Source organism: Pseudonocardia asaccharolytica DSM 44247 = NBRC 16224, from assembly GCF_000423625.1.
GTDB classification, from domain to species: Bacteria; Actinomycetota; Actinomycetes; order Mycobacteriales; family Pseudonocardiaceae; genus Pseudonocardia; species Pseudonocardia asaccharolytica.
In genome coordinates this window covers 1-16,592 of the sequence record NZ_AUII01000006.1, presented here as the reverse complement: position 1 = coordinate 16,592, position 16,592 = coordinate 1, and the positions used below count along the sequence as shown (strand labels likewise).

The 16,592-nt window shown below is 73.1% G+C and carries 16 protein-coding genes and 3 pseudogenes; 5 read left to right on the top strand and 14 right to left on the bottom strand.

What is annotated here, in order from left to right:
- The first annotated feature begins 1 nt into the window (after position 1).
- On the top strand, positions 2 to 544 hold the full coding sequence (locus G567_RS36100; RefSeq protein ID WP_051232631.1) for a response regulator: 543 nt from the start codon (positions 2 to 4) through the stop codon (positions 542 to 544).
- Between the two features lie 62 nt (positions 545 to 606).
- Here G567_RS36100 and G567_RS37130 read toward each other — a convergent pair.
- Together G567_RS37130 and G567_RS27680 are read right to left on the bottom strand one after the other, a co-directional pair.
- Positions 607 to 900: pseudogene (locus G567_RS37130) on the bottom strand (DUF2784 domain-containing protein); the annotation flags it as partial.
- A 68-nt stretch (positions 901 to 968) separates the two neighbouring features.
- Positions 969 to 2,021 carry a helix-turn-helix domain-containing protein gene (locus tag G567_RS27680; protein WP_147201292.1) on the bottom strand — a complete coding sequence of 351 codons (1,053 nt, stop codon included), beginning with the start codon at positions 2,019 to 2,021 and terminating at the stop codon, positions 969 to 971.
- Positions 2,022 to 2,565: 544 nt separating this feature from the next.
- Between G567_RS27680 and G567_RS0109005 the strand changes: the two genes are divergently transcribed.
- Positions 2,566 to 3,843 (top strand): ABC transporter substrate-binding protein, encoded by a 1,278-nt coding sequence (locus G567_RS0109005; RefSeq protein ID WP_028929727.1) that lies wholly within the window; start codon positions 2,566 to 2,568, stop codon positions 3,841 to 3,843.
- Between the two features lie 66 nt (positions 3,844 to 3,909).
- Here the strand turns inward: G567_RS0109005 and G567_RS27675 are convergent, their stop codons facing one another.
- The 6 genes from G567_RS27675 to G567_RS0108975 form a co-directional block, all read right to left on the bottom strand.
- Positions 3,910 to 4,641, bottom strand: a complete 732-nt coding sequence (locus G567_RS27675; protein WP_084795996.1) for an ABC transporter ATP-binding protein — start codon at positions 4,639 to 4,641, stop codon at positions 3,910 to 3,912.
- Positions 4,638 to 5,480 (bottom strand): ABC transporter ATP-binding protein, encoded by an 843-nt coding sequence (locus tag G567_RS0108995; protein WP_028929726.1) that lies wholly within the window; start codon positions 5,478 to 5,480, stop codon positions 4,638 to 4,640. The genes G567_RS27675 and G567_RS0108995 overlap by 4 nt, the downstream gene beginning before the upstream one ends.
- Positions 5,477 to 6,547 carry a branched-chain amino acid ABC transporter permease gene (locus G567_RS27670; RefSeq protein ID WP_084795995.1) on the bottom strand — a complete coding sequence of 357 codons (1,071 nt, stop codon included), beginning with the start codon at positions 6,545 to 6,547 and terminating at the stop codon, positions 5,477 to 5,479. The genes G567_RS0108995 and G567_RS27670 overlap by 4 nt, the downstream gene beginning before the upstream one ends.
- A 9-nt stretch (positions 6,548 to 6,556) precedes the next feature.
- A complete protein-coding gene (locus tag G567_RS0108985; RefSeq protein WP_028929725.1) occupies positions 6,557 to 7,870 on the bottom strand; it encodes a branched-chain amino acid ABC transporter permease in 1,314 nt (437 codons plus the stop codon).
- An 82-nt stretch (positions 7,871 to 7,952) separates the two neighbouring features.
- Positions 7,953 to 8,183 (bottom strand): amino acid permease C-terminal domain-containing protein, encoded by a 231-nt coding sequence (locus G567_RS36095; RefSeq protein WP_084795994.1) that lies wholly within the window; start codon positions 8,181 to 8,183, stop codon positions 7,953 to 7,955.
- Between the two features lie 188 nt (positions 8,184 to 8,371).
- Positions 8,372 to 9,289, bottom strand: coding sequence for a proline dehydrogenase family protein (locus G567_RS0108975; protein WP_028929724.1), 918 nt, complete (start codon positions 9,287 to 9,289; stop codon positions 8,372 to 8,374).
- 178 nt (positions 9,290 to 9,467) lie between these two features.
- Here G567_RS0108975 and G567_RS36840 point away from each other — a divergent pair, with 178 nt between their 5' ends.
- Both G567_RS36840 and G567_RS27665 read left to right on the top strand, forming a co-directional pair.
- Entirely contained in the window at positions 9,468 to 9,755 is a 288-nt protein-coding gene (locus G567_RS36840; protein ID WP_307724172.1) for a hypothetical protein, read from the top strand.
- Positions 9,756 to 9,920: 165 nt separating this feature from the next.
- Positions 9,921 to 10,970 carry a PucR family transcriptional regulator gene (locus tag G567_RS27665; RefSeq protein WP_307724173.1) on the top strand — a complete coding sequence of 350 codons (1,050 nt, stop codon included), beginning with the start codon at positions 9,921 to 9,923 and terminating at the stop codon, positions 10,968 to 10,970.
- 127 nt (positions 10,971 to 11,097) lie between these two features.
- On the opposite strand, the gene G567_RS0108965 is transcribed toward G567_RS27665, so the two are convergent.
- The 4 genes and pseudogenes from G567_RS0108965 to G567_RS37120 all read right to left on the bottom strand — a co-directional run.
- Complete coding sequence (locus G567_RS0108965; RefSeq protein ID WP_147201296.1) at positions 11,098 to 11,838, bottom strand: hypothetical protein; 741 nt, start codon at positions 11,836 to 11,838, stop codon at positions 11,098 to 11,100.
- 194 nt (positions 11,839 to 12,032) lie between these two features.
- Complete coding sequence (gene gnd, locus G567_RS0108955; RefSeq protein ID WP_028929722.1) at positions 12,033 to 13,055, bottom strand: phosphogluconate dehydrogenase (NAD(+)-dependent, decarboxylating); 1,023 nt, start codon at positions 13,053 to 13,055, stop codon at positions 12,033 to 12,035.
- 481 nt (positions 13,056 to 13,536) lie between these two features.
- Positions 13,537 to 13,866, bottom strand: a pseudogene (locus G567_RS37125) (FAD-dependent monooxygenase); the annotation flags it as partial.
- Positions 13,867 to 14,127: 261 nt separating this feature from the next.
- Positions 14,128 to 14,424, bottom strand: a pseudogene (locus G567_RS37120) (FAD-dependent monooxygenase); the annotation flags it as partial.
- Positions 14,425 to 14,956: 532 nt separating this feature from the next.
- On the opposite strand from G567_RS37120, the gene G567_RS0108935 reads away from it, so the two are divergent.
- Positions 14,957 to 15,295, top strand: coding sequence for a DUF6247 family protein (locus tag G567_RS0108935; RefSeq protein WP_147201293.1), 339 nt, complete (start codon positions 14,957 to 14,959; stop codon positions 15,293 to 15,295).
- 256 nt (positions 15,296 to 15,551) lie between these two features.
- Here G567_RS0108935 and G567_RS27660 read toward each other — a convergent pair whose 3' ends face one another.
- Together G567_RS27660 and G567_RS31930 are read right to left on the bottom strand one after the other, a co-directional pair.
- On the bottom strand, positions 15,552 to 16,145 hold the full coding sequence (locus tag G567_RS27660; RefSeq protein ID WP_147201388.1) for an IS630 family transposase: 594 nt from the start codon (positions 16,143 to 16,145) through the stop codon (positions 15,552 to 15,554).
- Positions 16,142 to 16,592, bottom strand: a 451-nt coding sequence (locus G567_RS31930; RefSeq protein ID WP_051232629.1) for a helix-turn-helix domain-containing protein, incomplete at its 5' end; no start/stop codon positions are given. The genes G567_RS31930 and G567_RS27660, both read right to left, overlap by 4 nt.

Genomic DNA, 16,592 nt, shown 5'->3' with positions numbered 1-16,592 from the left:
GATGTGCACCGCCAAGGCCCTTGCGGTGGACGACCGCAAGGAGAACCTTCTCGCGCTCGAGGCGATCCTGCAGGGCCTTCCGCTCGAGGTGGTCGGCGTGACCAGCGGGGACGACGCGCTCAAACGGCTGCTCGTCGACGACTTCGCCGTCATCCTGCTCGACGCGCAGATGCCCGGGATGGACGGGTTCGAGACCGCGGGGCATATCAAGAACCGGCAACGCACCCGGCATATCCCGATCGTGTTCCTCACCGCGGTGGACTACGACGCCCACCTGGCGTTCCGCGGTTACCAGGCCGGCGCGGTCGACTACATCACCAAACCGTTCGACCCGTGGGTGCTGCGGTCGAAGATCGCGGTGTTCGTCGATCTGTGGCGGCTCAACACCGAGCTCGCGGAACGGGCCGCGGAGCGCGACGAGCTCGGCCGGGCCGTCGACGACGCGCTCCTGCTGCTCACCGATCCCGGGGACGACCCCGCCGATGCGCTCGTCCGGGTCCGCGGCCGGCTCGCCGCCGTCCGCGACCGGCGTCGCCACGGGTGAGGCAGGCCGGGCGCTCGCCGCGCGCGTCGTCTGCGGTGCAGCAGCACCAGCAACCCGATCCAGGACAGCGCGACCGTCGCGGCCACCGCCGAGCGGATGACGACGACGGCGTCGGTGGGGTAGACCACGCCGGTCAGGTAGGTGTCGATGAACCCGCGGGGCAGGCCCTGCTCCCCGGCTCGGCGGCGGGCTGAGTCCTCGATGAGGGTGAGCGGACAGACCAGACCGACCGCCACAGTGAGCAGGCCCCAGACCGCGGACCCGACGTGCGGGACGATCAGCCACGTCCGCCACCAGGCGAGGAACCCTCCGAGGGCCACGTAGACCAGGAAGGCGAAATGCACAGCCATGGTCACATCGGCGAGAACCTGATAGCCCACGGCCGCCTCCGGATCGACCCGCGGATCCACCCCGTGACCCGACGTTACGCCGGCGTCTCGGCCGGCGCCGAGCGATCCGGTGCGCTCGGGACCGGTGTGATCACCCGGCGAGCCAGACCGCCCCCATCCGGACCGCCCCCGGACCGCGGGCCGAACATCTGCCGGTAGGCCCGGGGGGTGGTGCCGACCTGGCGGGTGAAGTGGTGGCGGAGCAGGTCCGCGGTGCCGAAGCCGCTGCGGCGGGCGATCTCGTCGATGGTGAGGTCGCCGTGTTCGAGGAGCTCCTGGCTGAGCAGGACCCGCTGCCGGATCAGCCACCGGTGCGGGGTGGTCCCGGTGGCGGCGGCGAAGCGACGAGCGAAGCTCCGCGGGGACATGTGGGCCCGTCTGGCCAGGCCGGCGACCGTGATCCGGCGGTGCAGGTGGGCCTGTATCCAGGCGAGCAGGGGCGCGAGGTCCTCGCCATCCCCGGCGCGGCGAGGGACGGGGGTGTCGATGTACTGGGCCTGGCCACCGTCGCGGTGCGGCGGCACGACCATGCGCCGGGCGATGGCGTTGGCGGCCCGGGCCCCGAACTCGCGGCGCACCACGTAGAGGCAGGCATCGATCCCGGCGCCGGTGCCGGCGCTGGTGATGATCGGACCGTCGTGGACGTAGAGCCGGTCCGGCTCGACCCGCAGCGAGGGAAACCGGTGCGCGAGGACCTCGGCGTGCAGCCAGTGGCAGGTGACCCGGCGGCCCTCGAGCAGGCCGGCCGCGGCCAGCAGGAACACTCCGGAGCACACGCTCAGCACCGTGGCGCCGCGCTCGAGCGTCGCGCGCAGGGCGCGGGTGACCCCGGCCGGAACCGCGCCTTCCCCGGTCTCCCAGGCCGGGATGACCACCAGGTCGGCGGTGGCGACCCGGTCGAGCCCGTGGCTCGCGTGCAGCGTGGCGCCGCCGGGTGCGGGCAGCCGCCTGCGCCGGGCGGCGCAGACGGCGAAGGCGAATTCCGGCAGGCCATCGGCGGTCCGGTCGAGCCCGAACACCTCGCAGACCACGCCGAGCTCGAACGGGTGGATCCGCCCGTCGACAAGGGCGACCACGTCGCGCAGCATATTGGCAGGATATGCCCGGTCCCTGACAGTCCTGCCAGTCCCGGGGAGTCTCGGCCCGGCGGATGCTTGGCGTATGCGCGTTCCCTCGATCCGCGCGACGCTGCCCGACCGGAGGTGCTCCTGATGCCGGCCTGGTTGGTCGCCTTGCTCCTGTTCGGACTGTGCTACGCCGCGGCGTGGCGGTACGGGGTCGACAGCCGCGACGGCCAGGACTGGTGGATCCGTCGCGGACCGGCACCTCCCGTCGGGCAGGCCGCTCGCCGGGCGCATTCGCCCTCGCGTGATCTCGCGGTCCTCCGCCGGGCGGTGCGCCGCATCGCGGCCGAAGCGCCCGCGCCTGAGCGGCTCATACGCCGCCCGACGACGCTTGCGCCGCTCAGGTGGCGGTGGCCCGGGCCCGGCCGCCGCTCCGCCGACGGGTACCGATGCTCCATAGACACGGACTGATAACGATTGCTCTGCGATCGTTTGCCCACTGCTGCCGGGTCACGAGAGTGACGGGTAAGGCCAGAAGCTCGCTCGGTATCGCATAAGGGACAAAACGATGCGCAGGCGCATGCGGTTGCTGGTGGGACTATCGGTGTTGGCGCTGGTCGCCGCCGGGTGCGGCGGGGGCGGCGGGGAACCGGGTGGTGGTGCCGCCCCGCCCACCGACGGCGGGGGTGCCCGCGCGGACGGCACCCTCAAGCTGGGGTACGTGCTGCCGCAGACGGGACAGCTCGCCTTCCTCGGCCCGCCGCAGATCCAGGCGGCCAGCTACGCCGTCTCGCAGATCAACGACGCCGGTGGGGTGCTCGGGAAACCGATTCCGGAGCTGGTCGGCGGCGATGAGGGCGACCAGGCCGCGGTGGCCCAGCAGTCGGCCGACCGGGTGCTCGCGAGCGGGGTGGACGCGGTCATCGGCGCGGCCGCGTCGGGCATGTCGCTGGCCATCATCGACCGGGTGACCGGGGCGCAGGTCGTGCAGTGCTCCGGGTCGAACACGGCACCGAACTTCACCGACTACAACGATGCGGGCTACTACTTCCGCACCGCGCCCAGCGATGCCCTGCAGGGCCCGGTGCTGGCCGAGACGATCATCTCGGACGGTCACAGCCGGGTGGCCATCGTCGCCCGCGCCGACGACTACGGCGTCGGGCTGGCCGGGGCGACCGCGCAGGCGCTCAAGGAGGCCGGGGCCACCGTCGTGCTGAACGAGACCTACGACCCGAACGCGCAGAACTTCGACGCGCTGGTGCAGCAGGTCCGGGGTGCGCAGCCGGATGCGGTCGTCGTGATCGCCTTCGAGGAGGGCACCCAGATCCTGCAGGGCCTGATCGAGGCCGGGATGGGGCCGGGCACCGTCGGGATCTACGGCGCCGACGGGCTGCGCAGCGAGGAGCTGCCCGAGCTCGTGGCCCCGGGCAACCCCGGGGTGCTGGCGGGGATGAAGGGCACTGCGCCCGCGTCGGGGGCCAACGAGCAGTTCATCGCCGACCTCAAGAAGTTCGCGCCGGACCTCGTCGAGGTGCAGTTCGCGCCCCAGGTGTTCGACTGCGTGAACATCATCGCGCTCGCCGCGGCTGCGGCGAACAGCGACGATCCGACCGTCTTCAAGGACCGGATCGTCGAGGTGACGAAGGACGGCACGAAGTGCACCAGCTTCGCCGAGTGCCAGAAGCTTCTCGCCGACGGCCAGAACATCGACTACGACGGCGCCAGCGGGCCGCTGGACTTCATCCCGGCCGGTGAGCCGGGCACCGCGTCGATCGAGATCTACTCGTTCGACGAGCAGGGCAGGCTGCAGTCGCTGCGGACCGTGCAGTCGACACCGGTGCAGTAGGCGGGCACCGCGGCGGTGCCGTCCGCGTCCGGGTCCGGCAGTGGACTGCCGGACCCGGACGCGGGTTCATCCGGCCCTGGCCAGCGTGCCCAGGTAGAGCTCGATCACCGCGTCGTCGGTGAGCAGCTCGCGGCCGGTGCCGGTGTAGGCGTTGCGGCCCTGGTCGAGCACGTAGCCACGGTGGGCGATCTCCAGACAGCGCCGGGCGTTCTGCTCGACCATGACCAGCGAGACGCCCGCCTCGTTGATCGCCCGGATCCGCTCGAACGCGTCGTCCTGGGCGATCGGGGACAGCCCGGCGGAGGGTTCGTCGAGCAGCAGGACCTTCGGCTCCATCATCAGCGCCCGGGCCATCGCGACCACCTGGCGTTCGCCGCCGGACAGCGAGCCGGCGCGCTGGGTGCGCCGCCGGGCCAGCAGCGGGAACAGCTCCGCGACGGCCCGCATCCGCTGCGCGAACCGTTTGGGCCGCTGGTAGAGCCCCATCTGCAGGTTCTCCTCGATGGTGAGGCTGGGGAACACGTTGCGGGTCTGGGGCACGTAGCCGATCCCGAGGGACACCAACTGGTGCGCGGGCAGGTCGGTGATGTCCGCACCCTCGAGCCGGATCGCTCCGGACCGGACGGGCAGCAGTCCGAACATGGTTTTCACCAGGGTGGACTTCCCGGCCCCGTTGGGCCCGATGATGCCCACGATCTCGCCCTGCTCCAGGCACAGGTCGCAGCCGTCGAGGATGTTGACCTCGGGCAGGTAGCCGGCGACAACGGACTCGGCGGCCAGCAGCGGTTGCGCACTCATCGGCCCTCCCGGAACTCGGGTTCGTCGTGGCGGGAGCCGAGGTAGGCGTCGATGACCGCGCGGTTGCCCGCGACGGCAGCGGGTGGTCCCTCCGCGATGATGCGGCCCTCGGCCATGCACACCACCCAGTCGCTGATCGTCATCACCACGTCCATGTCGTGCTCGACGAACAACACGGTGCGACCCGCGTCGCGCAGGTCGGTGATGTGGCCGAGCAGGTCCTGGCGCAGCGCCGGGTTCACCCCGGCCATCGGCTCGTCCAGCAGCACCAGCGCCGGGTCGACCATGAGGGCGCGCGCCATCTCCAGCAGCTTGCGTTGCCCGCCCGACAGGTAGCCCGCGTAGTCGTCGCGCTTGGCCGCCAGCCGGAACCGGGTCAGCAGCTCGTCGGCATGCCGCTCGACCCGGGCCTCCTGGGCGCTCCACAGTGGCCGCAGCAGCGCGGGCCCGAAGCGCTCCCCCCGCTGCCCCACGGCGGCCAGCTTCATGTTCTCCAGCACGGTCAGCCGGGACAGGACGCGGGTGAGCTGGAAGGTGCGGACCATGCCACGGCGGGCCAACCGGTGTGCGGGCAGACCCGAGGCGTTGCGTCCGTCGAAGGCCCAATGTCCGGAATCGGCCCGGTCGAACCCGGTGAGCACGTTGAACAACGTGGTCTTGCCCGCGCCGTTGGGCCCGATCAGCCCGGTGATCACCCCGCGCTGCACCTCGAGGTGCTCGACGTCCACGGCGCGCATCCCGCCGAAGTCCCGGCGCACGGCGTCCACGACGAGGTGGGGGTCCGGCTTGGCCGCCCCGGGTACTGCGGCGACGCCGGCCAGCGCCTCCCGCGGTGTCATTGACCGGCCTCCTCCTTGATCCGACCCGATACCTGGTTCGGCGGACGGCGGCGCGGACGGCGCGGGGTGCCGGCCGCACCCGCCTCCAGCCGCATCTCGGCGCGGTTGCCGAGAATGCCCTCCGGCCGGAACACCAGCAGCAGCACCAGGCCGAGGCCGACCAGCGCGAACCGCAGGGCACCGACGTCGGCGGGCTCGATCACCTGCGGCGAGACGTATCCCGCTCCGATCGCCTGGCGCAGCGCGCTGTCGGCGAACGAGAGCAGGAACCAGAACAGCACCGAGCCCAGGACCGGCCCGAGGACCGTGCCGGCGCCGCCGAGGATGAGCAGCGTGTACAGGTAGAACGTCACCACCGGGTTGAACGTGTTGGGGGTCACCGACTGGGCGTCGACCGCCAGCAGGATCCCGCCGGCGGCGCCGATCAGCCCGCCGAGCACGAGGCTCTGGATCTTGTAGCCGTAGACGTTCTTGCCGAGGCTGCGGACGGCCTCCTCGTCCTCGCGGATCGCCCGCAGCACGCGTCCCCACGGGCTGTGCACGAGCAGGAACAGGCCCAGGGCGGCCAGCGCGACGGCGCCCCAGCCGACGAGCATCACCCACACGTCCCGTTGGGTGAAGCTCAGCGGGCCCAGCCCGTAGGACCCCGAGGGGATCGGGTTGACGGCGTAGAAGGCCCCGGCGAACTGCTGCAGGCCGTAGACGCCGCCGGTGACCGGCTGGGCGAAGCCCGCATTGAAGACGATGCGCAGGACCTCCCCGGCGGCGATCGTGGCGATCGCGAGGTAGTCGGCGCGCAACCGCAGGGTCGGCAGCCCCAGCAGGAGCGCGAGCAGGCCGGCGCCGATCAGGCCGACCAGCGCGCCCAGCCACAGCGGCCCGTCGTAGACCGCGACGGTCACGGCGACGCCGTAGGCGCCGACGAGCATGAACGCGACGTGCCCGAAGTTCAGCAGGCCGGTATAGCCGAAGTGGATGTTCAACCCGACCGCGGCGAGCGCGTAGATCGCCGCCACCGGGCCCAGCGCGCCGCGCCCGGCGTCGGAGAGAATCACCATCAGGTCCATCGCCACCGCCTACCCGACCCGCACCGGGCGGCCGAGGATGCCCTGCGGGCGCACCAGCAGCACGAGGATGAGTACGCCCAGGGCCCAGGCGTTCTGCAGTTCGACCGGGAAGTACACGGTGGACAGCTGGGCGACGAGTCCGACCAGCAGCCCGCCCACCATCGCGCCGAACGGGCTGCCCAGCCCGCCGAGGATCACCGCGGCGAACATCAGCAGCAGCAGGCGGAAACCCATGTCCCAGGCGACGATCTCGGCCAGTCCGAACAGGACGCCACCCAGGGCCGCCAGCCCGCCGCCGAGGATCCAGACGTAGAGGATGACCCGGGAGACGTTCACCCCGGATGCCTCGGCGAGCTCGCGGTCGTCGGAGACCGCCCGCATGGCCTTCCCGATGCGGGTGCGCAGCAGCATCAGCCCCACCGCCACCAGCGCGCCGAGGGACAGCAGGGTGATCACCAGGTCGCGCGGGGTGATCGAGATCGGCCCGAACACCATGACCTCCTGGATGACGTACTGGGCGTAGGGCCGCGGCCGGGAACCGAAGATCACGAGCAGGATGTGGCGCAGCAGCAGGGACAGCCCGATCGAGACGACGAACAACTGGATGCGACCGGTGCCCCGGCGGCGCAGCGGCCGCCAGAGCCCCAGCTCCAGCGCGGCGCCGACCAGGGCCCCGATCGCGATGGCCACCAGCGCCGACGGGATCAGGCCCCATTCCGGTCCCAGCGTCGCCGCGTTGAGGAAGAACGCGGCGATCGCCCCGATCGTCACCAGCTCGCCGTGCGCGAAGTTGATCAGGTTCGTGGTCCCGAAGATCAGCGACAGCCCGATCGCCGTGATCGCGATGATGGCGCCGAACTTGATGCCCGCCAGGGTGAGCTGGGCGAGCACGGCGCCGGTTCCGGGGCCCGCGGGGGCAGGTACGGGTGCCGGGGCCGCCCCGCCGTCCCCGGTGGCGGCGCCGGCCGCGACGAGGGGGAACAGCACGGTGCGCTGCTGGCCCGGACGGACGGTCACCCCGGCCAGCGTCGCCCCGTCCGGGTCGCGCAGCTCCACGCCGGCCGGCAGCGTCGAGGTGTCCAGCGTGATGTCGTAGTTGCCGGGTGCCGGAATCGGCACCTGCCATGTCCCGTCCGGGCCGGAGGTCGCGGTGCCGATCGCCGCGCCGCCCTGCGCGACGCTGATCGTCACCCCGGCCACCGGCCCGCCGTCGGGGCCGCGCAGCGTGCCGCCGACCGCCTGCCCCTCCTGGGCGATCGCGGCGGCGGAGGGCATCATCAGCGCGGCGACCACGAGGAGCAGTAACACCAGGCGAATGCGCACGGACCCTCCTCGCCCCGATACGTGGTATGTGGCTATACCATGCCCTGGCCGGGAAGGGTGGGCGCGGAGACGTTCACAATCGTTACCTCGATCGAGGGTCAGCCGCGCGGGGCACCGAACCCGATGCGCCCGCGGCGTCGCGTCCCAGTACCGAGCGCCGGATGCTGCAGCCGAAGTACACGGCGCACCCGATCACGAACCACACCGCGAACCGCAGCCAGGTCTCCGGGCTCAGCAGGCTGATCAGCCAGAGCGAGAACCTCTGACAACCCTGACACCCTCCGGCGGCGGGGCAGAACGGGCGTGTGCGCACTCCACGTATTCCCGCTCGCCGAGCACCCGTGGTCGCCGTCGTAGTTCGCCGCGTCGCGCGGCGGCGTCCCGCTGTCAATCCTTCGACAGCACGTGGAGTAGCAACGACGACCAGATCGAGCGGCCATCCCGGCCCTGTACGAGCGGGCTTGCGCCGAAAGATCACCGGGTCAAGGTGAACCCCCTTGGTCAGCCTCCCGTGATCAGCGAGCGCAGGAAGAACGCCGTGTTCGCGGGACGTTCCGCGAGACGGCGGATGAAGTAGCCGAACCAGTCCGTCCCGTAGGGCAGGTAGATCCGGACCCGTTCGCCCTCGGCGGCCAGCCGGGTCTGCGCCTGGGGCCGTACCCCGTAGAGCATCTGGAGCTCGTAGGCGGTGCCGTGACGCTGTCCGAGGGAACGCGCGATGGCGATCAGGCGCGGGTCGTGGGTGGCCACCATGGGCAGCCCGGCGCCGGCCATGAGGGCCATCAGACAGCGGACGAACGACCGGTCCACCTCGTGCCGGTCCCGGAAGGCCACCGACGCCGGTTCGTCGTAGGCCCCCTTGCAGAGCCGGACCCGTGAACCACGGACGGCGAGATTGCGGCAGTCGGACTCGGTCCGCCGCAGATAGGCCTGCAGCACCGCGCCGACCCACGGGAAATCCAGCCGCAGGTCCTGGACGGCCTGCAGGGTCGCGTCGGTGGTGGTGTGGTCCTCCATGTCCACCGTCACCGTGGTGCCGACCGCGTCGGCCGCCTCGCAGATCCGCCGCGCGCCGTCGAGCGCGATCTTCTCCGCATCCACCGGCAGGCGTGCGCCGAGCGCCGACAGCTTGACCGACACCTCGGCCCGGTCGGCGAGACCGGCGTCGCCGAGCCGGCGCAGCAGCGTCCGGTAGGTCTCCACCGCGGCGTCGGCGCGCGCCCGGTCGGTCGTGTCCTCGCCGAGGTGGTCGATGGTGACCAGCCGGTCGGTGAGGATCTCGCGGGTGACGGCGAGCGCCTGGTCCACCCCGGTCCCGGCCACGAACCGATCGACCACCAGCCGGCTCAGCGGGGCGGACTCGACCAGCGCACGGACCGCGGTCGAACGAGAGGCGGCGAGCAGCGTCGACCGGAACATGTCCCGGAACACTAGAGCGGCGGGCGGCCACCGGGTTTGTCCGATCGGATGATGTTCGTCTCGATCGGTCGTAGGATCCGACGATGAGCGCTACCGTGCGCCACCTCCTCCGGCGTTCGGCGAGCCGCTCCTCGACGTCGTCGCGGCGCCGGCGGGCCTCGACATCGCGATCGACGGCGTGGCCATCGTCGATCCCGACGACCAGCTCGACCACTACCCCGATCAGCTCGTGCTGGTGATCGGCGCCCGCGGCCGGGAGGCCGATCGGCTGGTGGGCAGCCTGGCCCGGCGGGGAGCGGCGGCCGTCGCGGTCAAGGGCACGCCGAGGGTCGCGCCGCCCGCCTCCGACGCGCGGGATCGCGGTGCTCGCCGTCCGGCCGGAGGCGCGCTGGGACCAGCTGGAGCTGCTGGTCCGCGACGTGCTCGACGCGGCGGGCGGTCCCGGTGCCCAGAACCCCGACGGTGACCTGTCTTCCCTGGCGCAGACCGTCGCGATGCTCACCGGCGGCATCGTGAGCATCGAGGACACCGCGAGCCGCGTCCTGGCCTACTCGCGCACCGACGGGGACACCCCCGACGAGCTGCGCAGGTTGTCGATCCTCGGTCGCCAGGGCCACCGGGCTATCTGCGGATGCTGCGCGAATGGGGAGTGTTCGACCGGCTGCGGGCGGGCGAGGAGGTGGTGTGCGTCGAGGAGCACACCGAGCTGGGCATCCGGGCCCGCCTCGCTGTCGGCATCCACGCGGGGCAGCGCACCCTCGGCACGATCTGGGTGCAGGAGGGCGCCGAACCGTTCGCCGAGCGGTCGCCGGGTGTGCTGCTCGGCGCGGCGCGGGTGGCGGCCGGGCATCTCATCCGCCGCCGCACCCGCCACCCGCCCGAGCGTCAGCTGGTCGCCGGCCTGCTCGACGGGCGCATCGGCGCCGACGTGGTGGCGCCCGCGCTCGGGCTGGACGAGCGGGTGACCGCGATCGTCGCCGGGTTCGCCGTCCGCACCGACACCGGCGACCCGGCCGTCCACGAGCTGGGTCGCGCCGACCTCGCCGAGATGGTGCCCGTGCTCGCCGCGACGCACCGGCGGGGCGCGCTGACCGCGACCGCCGGTTCCCGGATCTACGCGGTGCTGCCCGGGGTCGAACGTGCGGAGCTTGCGCTGGTGGCGCTGTGCACCGATATCGCGGCGTCGGTGGGACGGCGGACGGGCGCACGGGTGCAGGTCGGCCTCGGCTCCGCGGTGCCGCGGCTGGCCGAGGTGCCCGCGTCGCGCGCGGAGGCCGACCGGGTGCTCGAGGCGATGCCCGCCGCCGCCGACGTCGCACTGATCGGGGACCTGCGCGCGGAGGTGCTGCTGCAGCAGACGCTGGAGACGCTCGCCGGCGATCCCGACCTCCAGGACCCCGCTGTTGCCCGGCTCGTCGGCTACGACGCCGCGCACCGCACCGACCTGGTCGGCTCGGTGCTCGCCTGGCTCGACGCGCTGGGCGACGTGCGGGCCGCGGCGGCGGCGCTCGGCGTGCACCCGAACACGCTGCGGTACCGGGTGCGGCGCGCGGTGGCCGTCGGCGGGCTCGCTCTCGACGACCCGCGGTCGCGGCTGATGCACCACCTGGAGCTGCTGATCGCCCGGCGATCCGCCCCGTCCGGTTTGACCAGACCCCGCGCCGTCGCCGGCTCACCATGATTACCGTTTGGGCGCCGATTACCGTTTGGGCACCGGGAGCCGCGGCAGCCGCGGCCGCGCCTGCCGAAACGCCGATCAACCGGATTCGCCCGCCTGCGCCGGCCCAGGTCGTACGCGTCGGGCGGGATCATGGCGCCGCGGTCGCAGGTGCTGGAGGTGACGGTCGTGGCGCGCCCCTCACGGGATGCCAGCCGCGCTCGCCGGGGACGACGGCGGCGGCCTCCGGACCCCAGGTCCCCGGCGGGTACGGCAGGGGTGGTGTGCCGGGATCGAGCACCGGGCCGACGATCCGCCAGGCCTCGGTGAGGGTGTCCATCCGGGCGAAGTGCGCGGGGTCGCCGGCCAGCGCGTCGGCGAAGATCCGCTCGTAGGGGGCGTGCATCGGGCTGAGCACGGTGCGGAAGTCGACCGCCAACGGCAGCGCGGTGGCCACGTCGCCGGTGCCGGGTTGCTTTGCGATCAGCTCGAGCTCCACGCCCGCGTCGGGCTGCAGCCGCAGGCGGACCAGGTTGGGCGGGGGCAGGACGCCACCCGGCCCACCGAAGAGCGGGCGGGGCGGGGTGCGGAGCTCGACGACGACCTCCAGTGTCGTCACCGGCAGGGACTTCCCGGCACGCAGCCGGACCGGCACGCCCGCCCACCGCCAGTTGTCGATGTGCAGCGTCACCGCGACGAAGGTCGGTGGCCGAGCCGACCCGGACCCCGGGGGTGTCGAGGTAGCCGACGTACTGCCCGCGGACCACCACCACCCGGGCCCGCTCGTGCAGCCCGACCGCGGCGAGGCCGTCGACGACCGTGCCGAACAGACCGGGCGGGACCGCGAGATGGTGCACCGAGAACGCCTCGGGGCCGCCTGTTCGCGCACCATGTCGGCCAACCGGCCGAACGTGGCCGCGTCGGTGTCCCAGTCGGTCAGCGCCACACCGACCACCGGCACCGTGAGCGCGCCGCGCTCGGTGAGCCGCTACAGCGCCGGGAGGATCTTCTTTCGGGCCAGGTCGCCGGTGATGCCGAAGAGAACCAGGATGTCGCCGATCATGCCCGGCCCCGCCGGCGTCCTGCTCACCGCGGCACCGGCTTCTCGACGTGCCCACCGAACTCCTTGCGCTGCGCGGACTGCACCTTGTCGGCGAACAGCTCGCTGCCGCGCGAGGCGAACCGGCTGAAGAGCGCGGCGGTGAGCAGCGGCGCGGAGACTCCTTCCTCGATCGCGGCGATCGAGGTCCAGCGGCCCTCCCCGGAGTCGGAGACCCGGCCGGTGAACTGGTCGAGCCCCGGGTCCGCGAGCAGCGCCTCCGCGGTGAGGTCCAGCAGCCACGAACCGATGACGCTGCCGCGCCGCCACACCTCGGCCACCGCAGCCAGGTCGATCTTGTCGTAGGGGTAGTAGCGCGGGTCGCGCAGCGGTGCGGTCTCGGCGTCGGCCTCCCGGCCGCGGGCGCCCACCCCCGCGCCCCGGATGACGTTCAGGCCCTCCGCGTAGGCGGCCATCAAGGCGTACTCGATGCCGTTGTGCACCATCTTGACGAAATGGCCCGCCCCCGGCGATCCGCAGTGCAGGTAGCCCCGCTCCGCGGGTGACGGGTCCCCGGCGCGCCCAGGGGTGCGCTCGGCGGCGGCCACGCCAGGAGCCAGCGCCGCGAACACCGGGTCCAGCCGCTCGACCGCCGTGGTATCCCCCCCGATCATCAGGCAATAGCCCCGGTCCAGGCCCCAGACCCCGCCGCTGGTGCCACAGTCGACGTAGTGCACGCCCTGTGCGGCGGCCGTCTCGGCACGGTCGATGTCGTCACGATAGGAGGAGTTACCGCCGTCGACGATCGTGTCGTCGCGGTCGAGCAGGCCCAGCAGCGTGGTGACGATGTCGCCGGTGATCGCCGCGGGCAGCATCAGCCACACCGCTCGCGGCGGGGTCAGCGCGGAGACCAGCTCCGCCGGCGAGCCCGCGCCCTGTGCACCCTCGCCGACCAGCTGCTCCACCGCCTGGTCCGAGACGTCGTAGACCACGCACTCGTGCCCGGCCCGCAGCAACCGGCGCACCATGTCCGAGCCCATCCGGCCCAGTCCGACCATGCCGATCTTCATGCCTGGCTCCCTTGCCGTGGTTGCACCGCCGGGTGGACGTGCGCCTGCGGGGCGGTCGCCCGGGCCGGCATCTCCTCCTGGGTCCACAGCACGATGCCCCTGAGGGTCCCGGCGATGGTGGGCACCGGGCCGAGCCTGTCGCGGTGGCGGTGGTGGTGGTCGCGCCGCCTGACCGCGGCTGTATGCCGAATTCCCGGCTCACCCCGAGAGCGCCGGTCACCCGGCTCGGACGGTAGACCCACCCGCGCGGCGGTGTCACCCCGGGAAACGGGGGAACATGCTGGTCCGAATGATGCGCCTGCCTACGGCCACCGCCGGGGCCGCGCCCGCCGGGCCGCGCGGTGCGGGAGTGGCCCTCCGCGGGCAGGGCACCGTCGTCGGTGATGACCGCCGACCGGTAGGTGCGGCCCAGGTCGCCGGGCAGCCCGTCGCTCGGGTCCCGCTCCGCGCAGCGACCGTGCCGCCAGCGCCCGACCGGCTCGCGCTCGGCGGCATAGCTGTCGAGCAGCGCCGCGCCGGCCAGGCTGCGCACGACCCAGCCGAGCCGCCAGCCGAGCTCGTGGCCGTCGTGGATGGCGGTGCTCATCCCGATCCCGCCGTAGGGCCTCATGCGGTGCGCGGCGTCGCCGACGAGGAAGCCGGGCCCGGCCCGGACGGCAGTGGACACGTCGGCCGCCATTGTGAACGCGGAGCCGGCGAGAATCTCCGGATCGAGGCCGGGCAGGCCGGTGGCGGTGCGCAGCAGCGCCGTCCAGCGCGCCGGGGTGTAGTCCGCCGGGCTCTCGCCGCGCCGGGGATCCCATTGCCGCACGAACCCTCAGCGGCCGGCGCCGACCGGCAGCAGCACACCCTCGGCGTCGGGGTGGGTGACGAAGACCCGGCCGGGCGGTCGTCGCCCCAGCAGCGCGGCGAGGTCGGGCCGGAACAGCACCTGGACGAACTCGCCGATCGTGGCGAGGTGCTCCCAGCCGATCCCCAGTGCCGCCGCACGGTGCTGCGCGGGCCGTCGGCGCCGACGACGTACCGGGCGCGGACGGGCCCGGCCGCGCCGAGGTCGGCGCGCGCCGTCGGCCGTCACCCGCAGACCGATCAGCGGGGTGGCGAACCGGACCTCGCCGCCGAGCCCGCGCACCTGCTGCACCAGCAGCGGCTCGATGCGGTCCTGCGCGCAGACCGCCGGGAACGCGGGGCTGACCGGCAGCGCCTCGCGCATCGACGGGTGGTTGAACGGGACGAGCTCGGCGGGTTCCTCGGCGAGGGTGCGGGTGACGGCGACGAGCGGGTCGCACGCCACGGCCTCGGCGCGCACCGCGTCGGCGATTCCCCAGAACCGGAACAGTCCCATGGTGCGGGTGCTGACGCCGGCCGCGCGCGGGACGGTCGAGGGCGGTCACGGCCGTGGCCAGCCTTGCCGGGCCGGCGCCGACGAGGAGGACATCGGTGGTGAACATGCCGTTCAGCGTCCGGTCCGGCGCCGCGCCCAGGAGGCCACCGGTTCCGGCGGCGTCGCGCAGCGGACCGAGCGGACGCGGGGTCAGCAGGTCGCCTCGCCGGTGACCAGCACGATCGAGCTGTGGCCTGCTGCGGCATCGCGCACCGTGTTCACCAGGATGTGCAGTGTGGCGGCTCGCTCGAGCAGCACCCCACGATGCCCATGAGAGACCTATTTGAGGAGTGTGATCAGGCTGTGGTCAATGAGCACGCGTTACCACGCGATCACGTGCACGGCCGAGGCCTGCGATCCGAGCTGCCCGATCGCTCGCCCGAGGTTCGGAGCGAGCACCAGGATCCATCGCTCCCGGCGCCCACCCGCGCCGCGGCGTTGCCCGTGCCGGGCCGAGGCTTGGCAGCCGCCCGTTCGCGACTCGGCGGTGACCGTGAGGACCGCTAGAGTCCAGGTCATGACAGCAGCGGTGGCAGGCGGAGCGAGCGCGAGCGGCCCACCTTTCGCCGACGCCACCCCTGCGCAGATCCGCGCCGCGCTGACCAGCGAGGACGCGGCGAAGTTCGACCAGCACTGGCGCTCGGTGATGCAGCGGGCGACCGAACGCCTCGACCTCACCGAGGTCTATGAGGCACTCGAGTCCTGGCGCCGAGTCGCCTGGTTGACCTCGGCGCACGGCCACGACGGCTACCGGAAGATCCTCGCCTCGGCGGAGGAACGGCTCCGTACCGGCGAGAGGGCCGAAGGAGCTGTGCCGTGGAGCCAACTCAAGGTCGAGCTCGGGCTCGCGGAGTGACGCCTCCTCGGTGACCTACACGATCGAGGTCTACCCCGAGGCCCAGGCCGCCATCGCGGCCGTTCCGCCCGAGGGATTGCAGGCGCTGGCCGAGGTCTTCGCCGTGCTCGAGCTGACCCCGTGGGCCGGCCGGTCCGTCGACCCCGTGGCCAACCCGGACGCGCCCCTGCGGAACATGCCGTTCGGCGCGTCCGGCCTGGTCACCTACCTGATCCTCGACCGCGACGAGCGCGTGGACATCGTGTCACAGCGGTTTTCAGGCAGCTTGACGGGTGGGGTAGCCGGCGTGGGTGAACCAGCCGGCGGCGTCGGCCGGGGTGACCGCGTCCAGCGCGGCGGCGATCGCGGCGTCCAGGGCCGCCCGGCTGCGCGCGGCGGCCGCCCGGATGAGGGCCTTGAGCTTGCTGAAGGCCTCCTCGATCGGCGAGAGGTCCGGCGAGTAGGCGGGCAGGAAGACCAGCTCGCAGCCGGCGGCCTCGACCAGCGCGCGGATCCGGTCGGGGTTGTGCGCGCCGACGTTGTCCACCACGACCACCCTCCCCGGGCGCAGGCCGGGCAGCAGGAAGTACTCGAGATAGGTGGCGAAGACCGCGGTGTCGGTGCCGCCCTCCACGGTCATCGCCGGGCTCATCCCGGCCAGCGCCAGCCCGGCGAGCAAGGTGGTCACCGGGCCACGGTTGCGCGGCAGGGCCCCGTGCGCGCGTTCTCCGCGCACCGCGCGGGCCCGGCGGCGGGTCATCGCGGTGTGCGTGCCGCACTCCTCGACGAACACCAGCCGGCCCGGATCGATCGGGGCCATCCGCTCCCGCCACGCGGCGCGCGCGTCCTCGTCACGTTCGGTGGCGGTCAGGGTCGTTGCTTCAGCGGCCGGCCCGGCCGCCGCGCCCGCCCCGTCGGGGTCCGCGCCTGGCCGGGGGCGGCCGGCAGGCTGGCGATCGCCCGCGACATCGACGCCAGCGACACCGGCTCACCACCCGCGGCGACGAAGGCCGCGACGTGCTCGGCCGGGGCGGCGTCGGCGGCGGCGTCGAGGCGGGCCGGCAGCCAGGCGTGCAGCCGCCGCTTCTTCCTCGGCTCCGGCCCGTGCCGCTGCCCGGTCGCGGCCAGGCCGCCGGTGGCCCGCCGACGGGCCAGATACCGCTGCACGGTCCTCACCGACACGCCGAACCGGGCAGCCGCCTGCGGCTGGGTCATCCCCGCATCGACCCCGGCCACCACCCGCTCACGCAGATCCATCGAGTACGCCCGCACGTCGCCCTGGGTACCCCCGCCAACCAACCAGCACACCGCTGTCAGT

What these genes read in the sequence shown, in the direction of transcription:
- G567_RS36100 (WP_051232631.1), top strand. Translation starts at nt 2, where the DNA reads ATGTGCACCGCCAAGGCCCTTGCGGTGGACGACCGCAAGGAGAACCTT.
- G567_RS0108965 (WP_147201296.1), bottom strand. Translation starts at nt 11,838, where the DNA reads ATGGTGCGCGAACAGGCGGCCCCGAGGCGTTCTCGGTGCACCATCTCG.
- G567_RS27680 (WP_147201292.1), bottom strand. Translation starts at nt 2,021, where the DNA reads ATGCTGCGCGACGTGGTCGCCCTTGTCGACGGGCGGATCCACCCGTTC.
- G567_RS0109005 (WP_028929727.1), top strand. Translation starts at nt 2,566, where the DNA reads ATGCGCAGGCGCATGCGGTTGCTGGTGGGACTATCGGTGTTGGCGCTG.
- G567_RS0108935 (WP_147201293.1), top strand. Translation starts at nt 14,957, where the DNA reads ATGACAGCAGCGGTGGCAGGCGGAGCGAGCGCGAGCGGCCCACCTTTC.
- G567_RS0108995 (WP_028929726.1), bottom strand. Translation starts at nt 5,480, where the DNA reads ATGACACCGCGGGAGGCGCTGGCCGGCGTCGCCGCAGTACCCGGGGCG.
- G567_RS27670 (WP_084795995.1), bottom strand. Translation starts at nt 6,547, where the DNA reads ATGGACCTGATGGTGATTCTCTCCGACGCCGGGCGCGGCGCGCTGGGC.
- G567_RS27665 (WP_307724173.1), top strand. Translation starts at nt 9,921, where the DNA reads ATGCTGCGCGAATGGGGAGTGTTCGACCGGCTGCGGGCGGGCGAGGAG.
- G567_RS27675 (WP_084795996.1), bottom strand. Translation starts at nt 4,641, where the DNA reads ATGAGTGCGCAACCGCTGCTGGCCGCCGAGTCCGTTGTCGCCGGCTAC.
- G567_RS0108975 (WP_028929724.1), bottom strand. Translation starts at nt 9,289, where the DNA reads ATGTTCCGGTCGACGCTGCTCGCCGCCTCTCGTTCGACCGCGGTCCGT.
- gnd (WP_028929722.1), bottom strand. Translation starts at nt 13,055, where the DNA reads ATGAAGATCGGCATGGTCGGACTGGGCCGGATGGGCTCGGACATGGTG.